13 protein-coding genes and 1 rRNA gene are annotated in these 13312 nt (G+C 49.5%); 9 read left to right on the top strand and 5 right to left on the bottom strand.

Translation table 11 applies throughout. From position 1 onward, the window contains the following. The first annotated feature begins 133 nt into the window (after positions 1-133). Positions 134-250: ribosomal RNA gene (rrf, locus tag H8S18_RS14390) — 5S ribosomal RNA — on the top strand. A 776-nt stretch (positions 251-1026) separates the two neighbouring features. Here rrf and H8S18_RS14385 read toward each other — a convergent pair. Continuing rightward, positions 1027-1926 carry an InlB B-repeat-containing protein gene (locus tag H8S18_RS14385; RefSeq protein ID WP_186858979.1) on the bottom strand — a complete coding sequence of 300 codons (900 nt, stop codon included), beginning with the start codon at positions 1924-1926 and terminating at the stop codon, positions 1027-1029. 254 nt (positions 1927-2180) lie between these two features. Here H8S18_RS14385 and msrA point away from each other — a divergent pair, with 254 nt between their 5' ends. From msrA to H8S18_RS14375, 3 genes are all read left to right on the top strand, one after another. Continuing rightward, on the top strand, positions 2181-2699 hold the full coding sequence (gene msrA / locus H8S18_RS14535; protein WP_330598791.1) for a peptide-methionine (S)-S-oxide reductase MsrA: 519 nt from the start codon (positions 2181-2183) through the stop codon (positions 2697-2699). Beyond that, on the top strand, positions 2662-3141 hold the full coding sequence (gene msrB / locus H8S18_RS14530) for a peptide-methionine (R)-S-oxide reductase MsrB (RefSeq protein ID WP_207721784.1): 480 nt from the start codon (positions 2662-2664) through the stop codon (positions 3139-3141). Before msrA ends, msrB begins: the two co-directional genes overlap by 38 nt. Positions 3142-3313: 172 nt before the next feature. Next, entirely contained in the window at positions 3314-3736 is a 423-nt protein-coding gene (locus H8S18_RS14375) for a YjdF family protein (protein WP_186858978.1), read from the top strand. A 316-nt stretch (positions 3737-4052) separates the two neighbouring features. Here H8S18_RS14375 and H8S18_RS14370 read toward each other — a convergent pair whose 3' ends face one another. Both H8S18_RS14370 and H8S18_RS14365 read right to left on the bottom strand, forming a co-directional pair. Beyond that, the gene (locus H8S18_RS14370; RefSeq protein WP_186858977.1) at positions 4053-4640 is read right to left on the bottom strand and encodes a hypothetical protein; all 588 of its coding nucleotides are present in this window, start codon (positions 4638-4640) and stop codon (positions 4053-4055) included. 41 nt (positions 4641-4681) lie between these two features. After that, positions 4682-5443 carry an NYN domain-containing protein gene (locus tag H8S18_RS14365; protein WP_186858976.1) on the bottom strand — a complete coding sequence of 254 codons (762 nt, stop codon included), beginning with the start codon at positions 5441-5443 and terminating at the stop codon, positions 4682-4684. A 152-nt stretch (positions 5444-5595) separates the two neighbouring features. Between H8S18_RS14365 and iorA the strand changes: the two genes are divergently transcribed. The 3 genes from iorA to H8S18_RS14350 are packed head-to-tail and all read left to right on the top strand — an operon-like array spanning position 5596 to position 9196. Then, positions 5596-7365 carry an indolepyruvate ferredoxin oxidoreductase subunit alpha gene (iorA, locus tag H8S18_RS14360; RefSeq protein ID WP_186858980.1) on the top strand — a complete coding sequence of 590 codons (1770 nt, stop codon included), beginning with the start codon at positions 5596-5598 and terminating at the stop codon, positions 7363-7365. Further along, on the top strand, positions 7362-7964 hold the full coding sequence (locus tag H8S18_RS14355) for an indolepyruvate oxidoreductase subunit beta (RefSeq protein WP_186858975.1): 603 nt from the start codon (positions 7362-7364) through the stop codon (positions 7962-7964). Before iorA ends, H8S18_RS14355 begins: the two co-directional genes overlap by 4 nt. Next, complete coding sequence (locus H8S18_RS14350) at positions 7961-9196, top strand: phenylacetate--CoA ligase family protein (RefSeq protein ID WP_186858974.1); 1236 nt, start codon at positions 7961-7963, stop codon at positions 9194-9196. The genes H8S18_RS14355 and H8S18_RS14350 overlap by 4 nt, the downstream gene beginning before the upstream one ends. 301 nt (positions 9197-9497) lie before the next feature. Here H8S18_RS14350 and H8S18_RS14345 read toward each other — a convergent pair whose 3' ends face one another. Beyond that, positions 9498-9932: an RrF2 family transcriptional regulator gene (locus H8S18_RS14345; protein WP_186858973.1), complete on the bottom strand. Its 435-nt coding sequence runs from the start codon at positions 9930-9932 to the stop codon at positions 9498-9500. After that, positions 9929-10360, bottom strand: a complete 432-nt coding sequence (locus H8S18_RS14340) for an RrF2 family transcriptional regulator (protein WP_186858972.1) — start codon at positions 10358-10360, stop codon at positions 9929-9931. The genes H8S18_RS14345 and H8S18_RS14340 overlap by 4 nt, the downstream gene beginning before the upstream one ends. Before the next feature lie 150 nt (positions 10361-10510). Here H8S18_RS14340 and H8S18_RS14335 point away from each other — a divergent pair, with 150 nt between their 5' ends. Both H8S18_RS14335 and cysK read left to right on the top strand, forming a co-directional pair. Continuing rightward, complete coding sequence (locus tag H8S18_RS14335; RefSeq protein WP_186858971.1) at positions 10511-11785, top strand: O-acetylhomoserine aminocarboxypropyltransferase/cysteine synthase family protein; 1275 nt, start codon at positions 10511-10513, stop codon at positions 11783-11785. A gap of 18 nt (positions 11786-11803) precedes the next feature. Beyond that, positions 11804-12736, top strand: coding sequence for a cysteine synthase A (gene cysK, locus H8S18_RS14330; protein ID WP_186858970.1), 933 nt, complete (start codon positions 11804-11806; stop codon positions 12734-12736). Positions 12737-13312 lie beyond the last annotated feature (576 nt).

Genomic DNA, 13312 nt, shown 5'->3' with positions numbered 1-13312 from the left:
CCAGTACTAATAGGTCGAGGGCTTGATCAACGAAAGTTGATAGACAGTCTAACATAACTTAAGACTTTCTCTTTCGGACTTACTATTCAGTTTTGAGTGTGCTTTGCAACTCATTAAAAAAGTTTATAAAATTTCCGGTGGCGATAGCTAGAGGGATCCACCTGTTCCCATTCCGAACACAGAAGTTAAGCCTCTATACGCCCAAAGTACTTGGCTGGAGACGGCCCGGGAGGATAGGTAGCTGCCGGATTCCATTTTTTCAATATCCTATGTAGAGGGTCCTTTTGCTTAGTGCTTAAGGGCTTTTTACTTTGTTTTCGGTTTCTGTCTTCGCGGAATGATGTATTTAAAATGTACTAAAATATGTTCCCAATATTTATATGGCAGGGGCGGATATTTTGTTAATAAGCATTTGAATTATATAGGAAGGATATCTCCGCCGAAATAAAACTTTTATTCGAATAAATATCATTGATTCGTTCAAACATAGTTTAGATATGGTTCCAGTATTCCTACTGTGCGGCTGGTTCGTTCGGCCAAAATATCTGTCAGCAGCCTCCCGGCAGATATCCATTATATGCTGACCTGCGAAATACGTAGGAATTTGGGGCTTGGAGAGATAAGTAAATTGTGGCTGCGGCGCATCGGGCGGCATAATGACTGAACGGGCATCGAGGAAACCTTATAGGCGCCTCCTGGGCAGGCGGTATCGCATCCTATACCATGAACATGTTACGCAGCTTTTGGAACGTTGACTCCAGAATAAATTTTTCTTTTCCTAAAGGGGAATAATAGAATAAAGGCCCCTCATGTTAGCGGCTTTGACAGCAGCGTTGATTCCCGGCTTTCCGTATAAATAGATTGAAGCTGGGAATTAAAGATATGGATGCGTCTTCTCGCCAGTCCGATTGCTCAATGATTAAACTCTTATTTATCGGGTATTAATCGCTATGCCTGATTACTGCAAAAGTCAACAAAAAAGCATCTTTCACAAGAAAGATGCTTTTTAAAGTTGTTAGATGTTAGTTAATATCTTCTTGGACGCCTCCTGCGATTCCTGCGGCGCACAATGCGGAAATGGCGAATGGTTCGCATCACGACCACGAATACGGCGAAACAGATACCGATCCAGATCAGGACCCACATCAAGATATAAGTGTAACTGCGTTCAAACAACGCCCCCAACGTTCGGTTCTCATCAAGGTTGAAACTATATTCCGGGTCTGTACTGATAATTTTTCCGGGGATAGCTGCGTCGTACCACCCTGAGAAACGCCAATCTTTTTCAGGAGAAGCCCCTACGGTGACAACACTTCCACCGGGAAACGAACCCGCACCTGTCACAGTCCCCGTGTTTTCCGGGCTGACCGTAAGATCAAGTTGATAGGTAGCGGCAAACTTCGCAGTCAATGTTGCGGGGCTCTCGTCCGTGAGAGTAAATGTATAGCTTGCATCTGTGCTGACCGGATCCTCCGAGGAAGGATCTGTAAACCAACCCATAAAGTTATAATTCTCCGCCGGAGTTGCCGTAACCGTGACGCTGTCGTTCAGCTTATATTCTTCCCCGCTTTGGGATACAGATCCGCCGTCCTGCGGCGAAGCTTCCAGCGCAACCGTATACTTTTTTTCGAATTTTGCGACATACGAACGGTCTTCTTCAAGCGTATAAGTGAACTCGGCGCCGGATTCATCCACTGGGGTTCCATCTTCACGGAACCAGCCCGCAAAAATATATCCCTCCTTGGCAACGGCTTTGAGGACGGCATTTTTACCGCTTGCGATTTCTCCGCCGCCGGCAGTATCGTTTACAAAAACGTCACCGCCTTCCGCAGGTTCCGCGGTTACATTCACTGTATAGGCAAATGCAGGAACCGCATATGCAAGCACCAACAGTATGGTTATAAGAAAAACAACAATTTTCTTCATAGAATTCTCCTAACTAATACATAATATTCTAGCTAGAATCTGAAAAAGTGTCAATCATTTGGGCAAACGTTTCAAAAAAAGTTAATAATATACATTAAATTACAGAAAAAAATGATTATTTGCCGGGAAAAGTGGGGTACATATAGGTGCGAAGAGATTATTTCTGGAAGAGAGACGAAACTTTGCGCTTGCGGCGGGTAAGTACATTGGTGTCTCTAATTTTTACTATAATGAAGACAAGGAGGGACCGGGAAGTGCGAGAAGTTTTTTTGGCTGGCGGATGTTTCTGGGGATTGCAGAAATATTTTGACCAGGTGTCTGGCGTAATCAGTACGCAGGTTGGGTATGCCAATGGAAGAACCGTTAATCCGACTTACGAGGATGTATGCTGCGGGAATTCGAATTTCGCTGAGACTGTGTGGGTGCGTTATAACGAGAACATACTGGATCTTCACGGAATATTAGAACTGTTTTTTAATGTGATCGATCCTACGGTACGCAACCGGCAGGGAAATGATACAGGCACGCAATACAGGACTGGGATTTATTATATTGATGAAGATGACGAAGGGATCATCAAGAACTATATCAGCAGGCTGCAGCAAAAATATACGCGCCCGATTGTGACGGAGGTGGAAAAGTTGAAAAATTATTATATGGCGGAGCCATACCATCAGAATTATCTGGAAAAGCATCCGGAAGGGTATTGTCATATAGGGAAGGAGGAGTTCCAGTATGCAGGGACGTATACATCGTTACAAACGGCCAGATAATTCCAGATTGAAAGAGGAGCTTTCACCCGAACAATATGAAATTATGGTCGAAGCAGGGACAGAACGGCCCTTTTCCAGCAAATATTGGAATGAGGGAGACGATGGAATCTATGTGGACGCCATAACAGGAGAACCGCTTTTCTCATCCTGTGATAAATTTACATCGGAATGCGGTTGGCCGAGCTTTTCGAAACCGCTTTGTGGGGAACATATTAGGATGCAGAAGGATTTTTCGCACGGCATGATTCGCACGGAGGTAAGGAGCGCAGAAGGGGATTTCCATCTTGGGCATGTATTCGATGATGGACCGGCTGAGATGGGCGGGCAGCGCTATTGTATCAATGGCGCCGCGCTGCGTTTTATTCCACTGGAAAATCTTGGGGATGAGGGGTATGGGTATCTGGTACCCTATCTAAAGCAAAAACAGCAAAAAAAAGTCTAGTCCTGCCGTTTTCCCAACGGGATTGACATATCCTCGGGGCGTGCCTACAATGGAAGTACAAAGATAAAAACACAGTCCCGGTTGGTAGTCCGGGCGCGGTGTATACCGTCAGTAACCTGCCTCCTTGGTTGTCCCTTCTTTGTGTAGTACTCAGGAAAGGAGGGGAACCGTTATGGACGGCACAGCGCTCAGCCTGACGGTGTTTTTTGACGATCCGTTTTGGGTCGGTATATTCGAACGGCGTCAGGCGGGGATGCTTTCGGTCTGCAAAGTTACTTTTGGCGCAGAACCGCGGGATTGCGAAGTATATGCGGCCTGGCTTAGGCATTGGAACGAACTGCGCTTTAGTCCGCCGGTGAAAATACAAAAATACCCGGTGCAAAGGGTCATAAATCCCAAACGTATGCAGCGGGCTGCAGGCCGCGAAGTACAGCGCCAGGGCATGGGAACCCGGGCGCAGGAAGCGTTGAAAATGCAGCATGAGCAGGCAAAACGGGAGCGAAAGACGGCTGGTCACGGGCAGGCGGAGCAGGAAAAGGAGCGCAGGTTTTATCTGCGGCAGCAGAAGAAAAAGGAAAAACACCGGGGAAGATAATCCCTGGCCAGATTGTGGACAAAAAGGATTCACATCGCAAAGTTGGTGTGAACCCTTTTTTGTAGATACATAACAATTAAAAAACTATATAAAAAACATGTTGCCATACGGCGGGTTCCGTAAGACCGATTGAGGCGTCCCCGTTCTAATTTTGCTTTGCCGCAGTTTTGAAGCGGATGCGCACCACTGTGGAATTTAAAATCAAATAAAATATGTAAAACGAAACGAACAAACACGGCTGCACCCTGGCACAAGATCCGGCAAGCGAATTTCGTGAAACTTCAGGGGAAGCGGGCTGCGCAAATAAGTCTTGCTGTCAGGCCCACTCGAATCCATAAGCAATCTTGTTTGCAGTGTCTTCAAGGTCGGGTACGTTTTTATCGTGAAAATCGGTGGCGTGCACCAGGACATATTCTTTTTCCCCAACAATATAATACTGAACCGTAGTCGTACCGTCGTTGTTTTCGATGGTAAAAATATAGAGGATATCGCCTGCATCGGTATAGGTTCCCGTTCCGTTCAACGCAGTGATACCAGACTGTTGGGCCAACTGGGAAACAATAGCCTCACGAAACGCTTCGTGTTGGCTGGCGGAATACCGACTGGTTCCATATTCTACGGAAATGTTGCTGGTTGGCGAAGAGGAGTCCGTCCCGTCTTTAAGATAAAACCATTTTTCTTCTGTGGATAATTCTTCCGCTTCCGTCCATCCGGCCGGCACGGTATAGATGCCGAAAAAACGCGTTTCCAACGTATTGCCGTCTGCGTCTGTCACAGAGGATGCTTCCGTCTGCCCCGCGCGGATTTCTTGCGCCGCCCGGCGCGCCAGTGCGCCCATGCCGCACGAGGAAAGGAAAAGGACGCATAAAACCGCGGAAAGAACCGCCCACATTTTTTTCTTCATAAATTCACCCGTTTGCAGAAACTATTCTGCCCTCTTGAACCTTATTTGCCTTTTTTCGATTTCAGGCGTATATAGGCGTGCCTGATATGTGGGTTGCTCGTAGGCCGTACGTCGATATCAAATTGCTTTAAAGATTCCACAAACTGCGACAATTTGGGATAACCATAGTTACGCGAATCGAAATCCGGGTAACGCTTGTTCAAAAGATTGCCTACGGCGCCGAGAAAAGCCCACCCATCGTCGTCCGAACTATCATTCACGATCGACTTGATGGCCCGCGTTACCTGGAAACGGCTGGCCATGGAAGTCTTACGGCCGGATTTTTCCTCTGCCTGAGATTCCTGCGCATCGTCTGTGCTGGAAGCAAGGACTTCAAGGTATTTGAATTTTTCGCATGCCGCAATGAATGGGGCAGGCGTTTTTTGTTCGCCCATGCCGATAACGAACATTCCCGCCTCGCGCAGCCTTGCCGCAAGCCGCGTAAAATCGCTGTCCGAAGAGACAATGCAAAAACCGTCTACGTTTCCTGAATAGAGGATATCCATCGCATCGATAATCAGCGCCGAATCGGTCGCGTTTTTGCCTTTGGTGTAACTATATTGCTGGATAGGGGCAATCGAATAGTTGAGCAGTACCTTTTTCCAGGCTGTATTATGGGTGGTTGTCCAGTCCCCGTAAATACGCTTGTACGTAGGCGTTCCGTAATTGGAAATCTCGTCGAAAATAAACGGGATATACTTATCGGAAACATTGTCTGCGTCAATCAGGACGGCAATCCTTTTATCATTGTTTTCGTTTTCCATAAATTTCTTCTTTCCTGATGTTTGATTCAATTTAGTTTTATTATACCACAAAAAGGCGGGGGTATGCGCCTTTCGTTTACAAAAGCACACGTTTTCTGTATAATAGAATGAGTTTTTGATTGGGCCATAAGGAGGCAGTTTTGGAATTATTAATGGGGAACGAAGCAATTGCGCTTGGAGCCGTGCGCGCAGGCGTCAACCTTGTGTGCGGATATCCCGGTACACCCTCTACAGAGGTGTTGGAGACGGTTGCAAAATATAACCCGGGCGACATCCATGTGGAATGGGCGGCCAATGAAAAAGCGGCGATGGAGGTCGGCGGGGGCGCGAGTTTCACAGGAGCCCGCGTGTTGGTAACAATGAAGCAGATGGGGCTCAATGTGGCGGCAGACCCCTTGATGTGCCTTTCTTATTTGGGGGTGAAGGGAGGAATGGTGGTTCTTGTCGCGGATGATCCGGGCCCGATTTCCTCACAAACAGAACAGGACACGCGGCATTTTGCGAAATTTGCGAACCTGCCCGTACTTGATCCGTCTACTCCGGAGGAAGCCTACCAGATGGTACAGGAAGCGTTCGAAATTTCAGAACAGTGGGAGCTTCCGGTGATCTTGCGCCCCACGACGCGCATTTGCCATGCGTCCGCATCAATTGAGGCAGAGATGCGCAAGGAGAAACATGAATATCCGGGTTTTGCAAAAGATCCGCGTTGGGTTATTTTTCCGAGCCTGTCCCTGAAGAAACATGGGGAGCTCGAGCAAAAGCAGAAAGAGATCGGCAAAGCGTTTTCGCATAGCACGTTCAACGACATAGAGGGCAACGGCAGCCTGGGCATTGTCGCTTCCGGCGCGGCGTATGCATATGCGAGGGAAGCGGTAAAAGAGCTTGATGCAAATGTGACGCTCGTGAAAATTGGCACGCCCTATCCCTTTCCGGAAGAATTTGCGCTCGATTTTATTCGGGAGCTTGATAAAATACTGGTAGTCGAGGAACTGGATGCGGTCATCGAACGCAGCCTGACGGATCTTTTGGGAAAGCATAAAATAAAACTCGATATCTATGGAAAAGAGACGGGCAACCTCCCGGCTGCGGGTGAATATACGCATGAAATCGTGCTGCGCGCAATTGCGGAATTTCTGGGCGGCGCTGCCGGAGAAGGGGCTTCAAGCCCTCCGCCGGCACTGCCGGTCCGTCCCCCTGTGCTGTGCGCAGGCTGCCCGCACCGTGCATCTTTTTATGCGGTTAAAACGGCGATGAAAGGAATACCGGCAGTATTCACGGGCGATATTGGCTGTTATACCCTGGGAAATGCAAAGCCGCTTGATATGGTGGACACCTGCCTGTGTATGGGCGCGGGTGTTACCGTAGCGCAGGGGCTTTACCATATGGAGCCGGATAAAAAGTATTTTGCTTTTATCGGGGATTCCACCTTTTTCCACACGGGTATTCCAGGGGTTGTGAACGCGGCCTATAACCAGGCGAAAATTACCGTAGTAGTGCTCGACAACAGCACGACGGCAATGACGGGCCAGCAGCCCCATCCGGGAACCGGACGCACAATGATGGGAACGGAATCGCCGAAAATCGATATTGAGGCAATGCTCCGCGCGAGCGGCGCCGGCTGGGTGAAAACCGTCGATCCGTTCGATTTTAATGCGGCGGTTGGGGCGGCAAAAGAGGCTGCGGACTTTGACGGCGTATCGGCAATTATCTATCGGGCGCCGTGCATTGCACTGCGAAAGGCGCAAACAATATATAAAATCAATGCAGGCTGCATTGGCTGCAAAAAGTGCATCCGCGAAATCGGCTGCCCTGCTATTTCCGTCACGGACGGCGCGGTGCGGGTCGAACCGTCGCTGTGCTATGGCTGCGGTTTGTGTACCTATGTATGCCCGGCAGGGGCAATCGTGGAGGTGCGGGAATGAAATGTGATATCCTGATTGCAGGCGTTGGCGGGCAGGGGACAATACTTGCCTCAAAACTGATTGCGCAAGCGGCTATGGAAGAAGGAGCGTTCGTACGCACCTCCGAGACAATCGGCATGGCGCAGCGGGGCGGCTGTGTAGTGAGCCATGTGCGTATCGGCGCCCAGGATGAAAGCAGCGTGATTCCTTTGCGCAGCGCAGATCTGCTGCTGGGGTTTGAGCCGGCGGAGGCCGCGCGCAGTATGGCCCGCCTTAAAGAAGGCGGTACGGCGGTTGTAAATACGGCACGAGTCGTTCCGGTAACGGCTTCCCTTTCCGGGAAAGCCTATGAAACGGAAGAAATTTTTGACTATCTGAAAAACAGTGCACAGGTATGGATGATCGACGCGACGGGCATTGCGGAGCAATGCGGCAGTGCAAAGGCGGCAAACGTAGTGATGCTTGGCGCGGGAATCGGCACGGGCGCCCTGCAATGCAGTCTGGAGGGGATGGAAAAGCTGCTGGCGCAGCGGCTTCCGGAAAAACTATTTTCCATTAACCAAAAAGCGCTGCACGCGGGATATGGCTGTGTGCGCGGGGAAAAGGGAGAGGCGGAGTGACAGAGACACAATACAGGTTGTTTTTAAAGCAGCTCAAAAACGTGGCCGAAAACAGCGCGTTTTATAAACAGAAATTTGCGGAATGCGGGCTTTCGCCGGAAGATATCAAGTCGCCGGAGGATATCGGGAATATTCCGTTTACAGATAAAACAGACCTCCGGAAGGCTTATCCCCTGGGGCTTATGGCCGTGCCGGAGGAACAGATTGTACGCATCCATTCCACATCGGGAACGACGGGCGATCCGGTGATTATTCCCTATACGGCACAGGACGTGGCCGATTGGTGCGAGATGTTTAAACGATGCTATGAAATTGCGGGCGTTACCGCGGCGGACCGTGTACAGATTACGCCGGGGTTTGGCCTGTGGACAGCGGGAATTGGGTTCCAGACAGGATGTGAGGCGCTGGGCGCAATGGCAGTGCCAATGGGCCCGGGAAATACGGAAAAGCAATTGAAAATGATGGCAGACCTGAAGACTACGGTGCTTGGCTCTACATCTTCTTATGCCCTGCTGCTTGCAGAGCAGGTGCAGGAGCGGGGACTTTTGAAGGATCTGGCACTGAAAAAGGGAATTATCGGCTCGGAACGGTGGAGCGATAAAATGCGGAAACGCATTCGTGAAGGGCTGGGCATTGAACTTTTCGATATATACGGGCTGACCGAAATTTATGGGCCGGGGATTTCCATTGACTGTGAGTATCACACGGGCCTTCATTATTTTGACGATTACCTGTATGTTGAAATCATTGATCCGGAGACGGGCGAAACCGTACCAGAGGGAACTTATGGGGAAATCGTCGTCACCACGCTGCGGAAAGAGGGCGCTCCGCTGCTGCGTTACCGCACGCATGATATGTCCCGCCTGATTCCGGGGAAATGTGCCTGTGGAAGGAGTTATCCCCGTCACGACCGTATTCTTGGACGTACGGACGATGTGGTAAAAGTGAAAGGGGTCAACATTCACCCAAGCCAGATTGATATTTTACTGAAAGGTATTGAAGGCGTGAGCAGTGAATATATGGTTTCCCTTACCAAAGAGGGCAGCAAGGATAAAATGATTCTGCGGTTTGAAGCGGAGAACGGCACGGACTTGCGCAGCCTTGAGCAGCTTGTGGGGCATGCGTTCAAACAGAAAATTGGCATCCGCATTCATACCGAGGCGGTGCCCCTTGGCGGACTTCCGCGCAGCGAAAAAAAGACCAAACGGATTCATGATTTGCGATACCAGTAAAAAGAGGTGCGCCTCCCTAAAAACAGATATTGAAGAAAAAAGGCCTTCTATTGCAGGATAGAAACTATGATAGGAGGCCGAGTTTGTCTGAAATGCCTCACCGCTGCGCGGCTGGACATTTTTTCAAATTTGCGGCGGTTTTGCCGTGCGCAGGGCACGCGGCCGCACATGCCGCCTTTGCCCGCAAATAACGGCTTAGAAAAATGCCGATCGATTACTTGCAATAAAGGCTTATTAATAATCTGAAGGTTCTTCTGTTGTCAGGAACAAAAGGGATGAAACAGGAGAATTGGCCGTCTGCCTACAATCCGCTTGAGTTTACCGCACGGTCACGGTTTTCGAATTCACGGATCAGGTCCGCAACGGTTATGGAGTCAAATAATCCTGCAACCGTGCTGTCAATGCGGTCCCATACTTCTTTGTTCAAAAAGGCGCGGAGCGGCGGCGCATCCGGTTCAGATCCTTCTGTGAGCGATAAACTGCTTTCAAGCGCATCGAGAATTCTGTAGATCGTAATTTCATCAGCGGGCAGTGCGGGTAAATAACCGCCTTGGGACCCGGCGGAACCAAGGACGAGGCCCGCTTTTTTCAATGCGGCAAAAATTCCTTCCAGATATCCGGAAGAAATTCCCTGGCGTTCCGCAATGCTCCGTAAAGAGATATACTCTCCCTCTGCATGCGTGATAAGGTCGATCATTGCGCGCAGGCCGTAGCGGCCGCGGGTAGAGATTTTCATAATGCACCCTCCTTTTCACGAAAGGCCTCCGCAAGAGAGGCTAGCGTCATGCCGTCAAGGATATTCCCGATTTCACGTGAAAGGCGGACCCAAAGCGCACGCGTAACGCATTGATCCCTCACGAGGCTTTTGCATGCGGAAAGGTCTTCTGCGCAGGCGACAGGCACAAGGGTTCCCTCCAGTGCACGCACAACGCTTCCGGCGCTGGTTTCTTCCGGGGAAGAAGCAAGGAGAAAACCGCCTGCCTTGCCGCGCACTGCGGTGAGGAGGCCTGCTTTTCGTAAACGAAAGAAAATCTGATCCAGATAGCCCTCCGAGATTCCAGTTTCCTTGGAAATCTCCCCGGTGCTTACCGGATGATCGTATGCATGCAATGCCATGTAAAGAAGCGCTTCCAGCGCATATCTGCTTTTCGTCGAAAGTTTCATATCCTTATTGTAAGAGGAATGGCAAAAAAAATCAATAAAAAGATTAGTTTTCCTATTGACTTAATAATGTTTAAATGCTATACTTCGAACTAGGTTAAAAGTTTATTAAACAAATAGGAATTATAATTTTTTAAACAAGGAGCGAAAAAAATGGCAAGGGATTTTAAATTTGAAACCAAACAGCTTCACGCAGGACAACGGGTAGACCCCACGACAAAAGCGCGTGCGGTGCCGATCTATCAGACAACCTCCTATGTGTTTGACGATACGCAGGATGGGGAAGACCTCTTCGCGCTCAGGAAGCCGGGCAACATTTATACCCGCCTGATGAACCCGACAAGCGACGTATTCGAGCAGCGGATGGCGGCGCTTGAAGGCGGGGTTGCAGCCCTTGCCACGGCGTCCGGTTCTGCGGCCATCACTTATTCGGTCATGAATATTGCCGGTGCGGGCGACCATATTGTCGCTGCCTCCACTTTATATGGAGGGACCTACAATCTTTTTGGTACGACGCTGCCGCACTATGGGATTAAAACCACATTTGTTGATCCGGACGACCCGCAGAATTTCGCAGACGCCCTGCGGGAGAACACAAAAGCTTTCTATATTGAATCCCTTGGCAACCCGGGAATCAACGTGATTGATATCGAGCGTGTAGCGCAGATCGCGCATGAAAATGGAATTCCGCTGATTGTGGACAATACGTTTGGAACGCCCTATCTGATCCGGCCGTTTGAATTTGGCGCGGATGTGGTTGTGCATTCTGCAACCAAATTCATCGGCGGGCATGGAACGTCCATTGGCGGGGTCATTGTAGACGGCGGAACATTCGATTGGGAAAACGAAAAGTTCCCATGGTTTACGGAGCCGGACGAAAGCTATCATGGAATACGTTTTGCGGAAACAGGCCCGGCAGCGTTTGTGACCAAAATTCGCGTCCAACTGATGAGAGATACGGGTGCGTGCCTCTCGCCGTTCAATTCGTTCCTCTTTATTCAGGGGCTCGAAACGCTGTCTTTGCGTGTAGAGCGCCACGTGGAAAATGCGAAATGCGTTGCGGAATACCTGAACCGGCATGAAAAGGTTGCGTGGGTGAACTATCCCTCGCTTCCAACAAACCGGTATTTTGGACTCGCGCAAAAATATTTCCCGAAGGGAGCAGGTTCTATTTTCACATTCGGCGTGAAGGGAGGCGCGCCCAAAGCGCGCAAGTTGATTGACAATCTGGAATTGTTTTCTAATCTTGCGAACGTTGCGGACGCTAAATCGCTCGTCGTGCATCCGGCATCATCCACACACCAGCAATTATCGCCCGAAGAACAGCGGGCGGCAGGTGTAACGGAAGATCAGGTGCGCGTGTCAATCGGGCTGGAAAATATAGACGATATCATAGAAGATCTGGAAATTGCTTTTTCCAGAATTTGAAGCGGAGGGAGAAGACATATGGCAATCGCAAAAAATTTAACGGAACTCATCGGGGACACCCCATTGCTTGAACTATGCAATTATGAGAAACAGACAGGAGCTTTTGGCAGGATCATTGGAAAACTGGAATATTTTAATCCGCTCTCTTCTGTAAAAGACCGCATTGGTTATGCACTTATCGCGGAAGCGGAAGCCAAAGGACTGATTGGAAAGGATTCAGTTATCATAGAACCGACAAGCGGCAATACGGGCATCGCGCTTGCATTCGTATGTGCGGCAAAAGGGTATCGGTTGATTCTCACAATGCCTGAGACAATGAGTGTGGAGCGCCGCAAGCTTCTTTTGGCCCTTGGCGCCGAACTCGTATTGACGGAAGGGGCCAAAGGAATGAAAGGCGCAATTGAGAAAGCGGAAGAATTGAAAAACGAAATCAAAGGAGCATATATACCAGGGCAATTCGTGAATCCTGCAAATCCGGATATCCACAGGAGAACGACTGCCAAAGAAATCCTGCGCGATACAAACGGAAAAATAGATTTCTTTGTGGCCGGCGTAGGGACGGGAGGAACAATTACGGGCGTAGGAGAAGTGCTGAAGCGTTTTAACCCGCGCATCCGGGTGGTAGCCGTGGAACCTGCGGATTCCCCTGTGCTTTCGCAGGGAAAGGCTGGCCCGCATAAAATTCAGGGTATTGGCGCGGGCTTTGTCCCGGAAATACTCGACACGACAGTAATTGATGAAATCATAACGGTGGAAAATGAGCAGGCGTTTGAAGCCTCGCGCATGGCGGCAAAAACGGAAGGACTGCTGGTAGGTATCTCGTCGGGAGCCGCGCTTCACGCGGCGGCACAGATTGCAAAACGTCCGGAAAATAAGGGGAAGACGGTGATTGCCCTGCTCCCGGATACAGGCGAACGCTATCTTTCCACGGCATTGTTCAGTGAAGAATAAGCGGGAAGTGAAGCGCCGGAAAACCTCTTTACATACTGCCGATTAATCCTTAGGCGGGATGGCCAAAGGGGCCTGCTCCTGATCTGCTATGCCTGTACGCTCATTTGTCCGTTCAGATAGTTTTGCGATTACACAGTCTGCCAAATTTAAAACTGCTATAACTTTGAAAAGCATCTAGCCATAATGTAGCGGTAGGATCTTTCGTACAGGCTAAGGGCGGTTCCCGTTGGAACCACCCTTAGCCTGTACGAAAGATCCGTTTTGAATTGCCGAGGAAAGATTTATTCCTGAAATCTTATACAGATTTACACCCGCGGCAGTCATTGCGCGCGGTTGTCGTACGCACCATAGGAAAATTATCTCCTGTGGGCGTTTTGTTGTGCTTTATATATTAGATTGGGGGTTGAAAGAGATTAAAATTGAGCGAGAAGGGGAGGGTTTAATGCCTTTTTGCACATTTGCCGTTTAATATGGGTATATGGCTCTTTGAGATAGAGTTGGTTCGAACTGCCAGACAGCAACATGGAACGGAGGTGATGAAATGGCACAATACGGATATATCCGTGTTTCGACACG

The sequence above is a fragment of the Christensenella tenuis genome (assembly GCF_014287795.1).
GTDB lineage: Bacteria > Bacillota > Clostridia > Christensenellales > Christensenellaceae > Christensenella > Christensenella tenuis.
Note: the sequence above shows the minus strand (reverse complement) of the source record. Positions and strands in the feature narration are given on the sequence as shown.

Excerpts from the sequence above, each read along its gene's own strand:
- H8S18_RS14385 (WP_186858979.1), bottom strand. The coding sequence starts at position 1,926 with ATGAAGAAAATTGTTGTTTTTCTTATAACCATACTGTTGGTGCTTGCA.
- H8S18_RS14335 (WP_186858971.1), top strand. The coding sequence starts at position 10,511 with ATGGCAAGGGATTTTAAATTTGAAACCAAACAGCTTCACGCAGGACAA.
- H8S18_RS14365 (WP_186858976.1), bottom strand. The coding sequence starts at position 5,443 with ATGGAAAACGAAAACAATGATAAAAGGATTGCCGTCCTGATTGACGCA.
- H8S18_RS14370 (WP_186858977.1), bottom strand. The coding sequence starts at position 4,640 with ATGAAGAAAAAAATGTGGGCGGTTCTTTCCGCGGTTTTATGCGTCCTT.
- msrB (WP_207721784.1), top strand. The coding sequence starts at position 2,662 with ATGCAGGGACGTATACATCGTTACAAACGGCCAGATAATTCCAGATTG.
- H8S18_RS14340 (WP_186858972.1), bottom strand. The coding sequence starts at position 10,360 with ATGAAACTTTCGACGAAAAGCAGATATGCGCTGGAAGCGCTTCTTTAC.
- H8S18_RS14345 (WP_186858973.1), bottom strand. The coding sequence starts at position 9,932 with ATGAAAATCTCTACCCGCGGCCGCTACGGCCTGCGCGCAATGATCGAC.
- H8S18_RS14355 (WP_186858975.1), top strand. The coding sequence starts at position 7,362 with ATGAAATGTGATATCCTGATTGCAGGCGTTGGCGGGCAGGGGACAATA.
- cysK (WP_186858970.1), top strand. The coding sequence starts at position 11,804 with ATGGCAATCGCAAAAAATTTAACGGAACTCATCGGGGACACCCCATTG.
- H8S18_RS14375 (WP_186858978.1), top strand. The coding sequence starts at position 3,314 with ATGGACGGCACAGCGCTCAGCCTGACGGTGTTTTTTGACGATCCGTTT.
- iorA (WP_186858980.1), top strand. The coding sequence starts at position 5,596 with ATGGGGAACGAAGCAATTGCGCTTGGAGCCGTGCGCGCAGGCGTCAAC.